Here is a 460-nt window from a genome sequence, read left to right on the forward strand (position 1 = left end):
CGGACGGCCACCGCCCGGTCGCCGACGCCGCGCGGCTGGCGGGCTGGTCGCAGCGGTCCCGGCCGGATGGCGGGCCCGGGTTTGCTGACGTCTATCGGCGCGCGGGCGGGCACCTCCCGGTCGCCGACGCCGCCCGGTTGGCGGGCCGGTCGCAGCGGCCCCAGCCGGACGACGGACCTGGGTTTGCCGACGTCCACCGGCGCGCCAGCGGCCACTTCCCGGTCGCGGACGCCGCCCGGTTGGCGGGCTGGTCGCAGCGGTCCCGGCCGGATGGCGAGCCCGGGTTTGCCGACGTCTGTCGGCGCGCGGGCGGGCACCTCCCGGTCGCCGACGCGGCCCGGCTGGCGGGCCGGTCGCAGGGACCCCGGCCGGATGGCGAGCCCGGGTTTGCCGACGTCTGTCGGCGCGCGGGCGGGCACCTCCCGGTCGCCGACGCGGCCCGGCTGGCGGGCCGGTCGCG

General features: G+C 81.5%; 1 protein-coding gene. It reads left to right on the plus strand.

Annotated elements, in window-relative coordinates; all coding sequences use genetic code 11:
* Window positions 1–460, plus strand: a 460-nt coding sequence (locus tag ACWEPX_RS22125) for a hypothetical protein (protein ID WP_451899111.1), incomplete at both ends; no start/stop codon positions are given.

The organism is Actinokineospora sp. NPDC004072 (genome assembly GCF_053604195.1).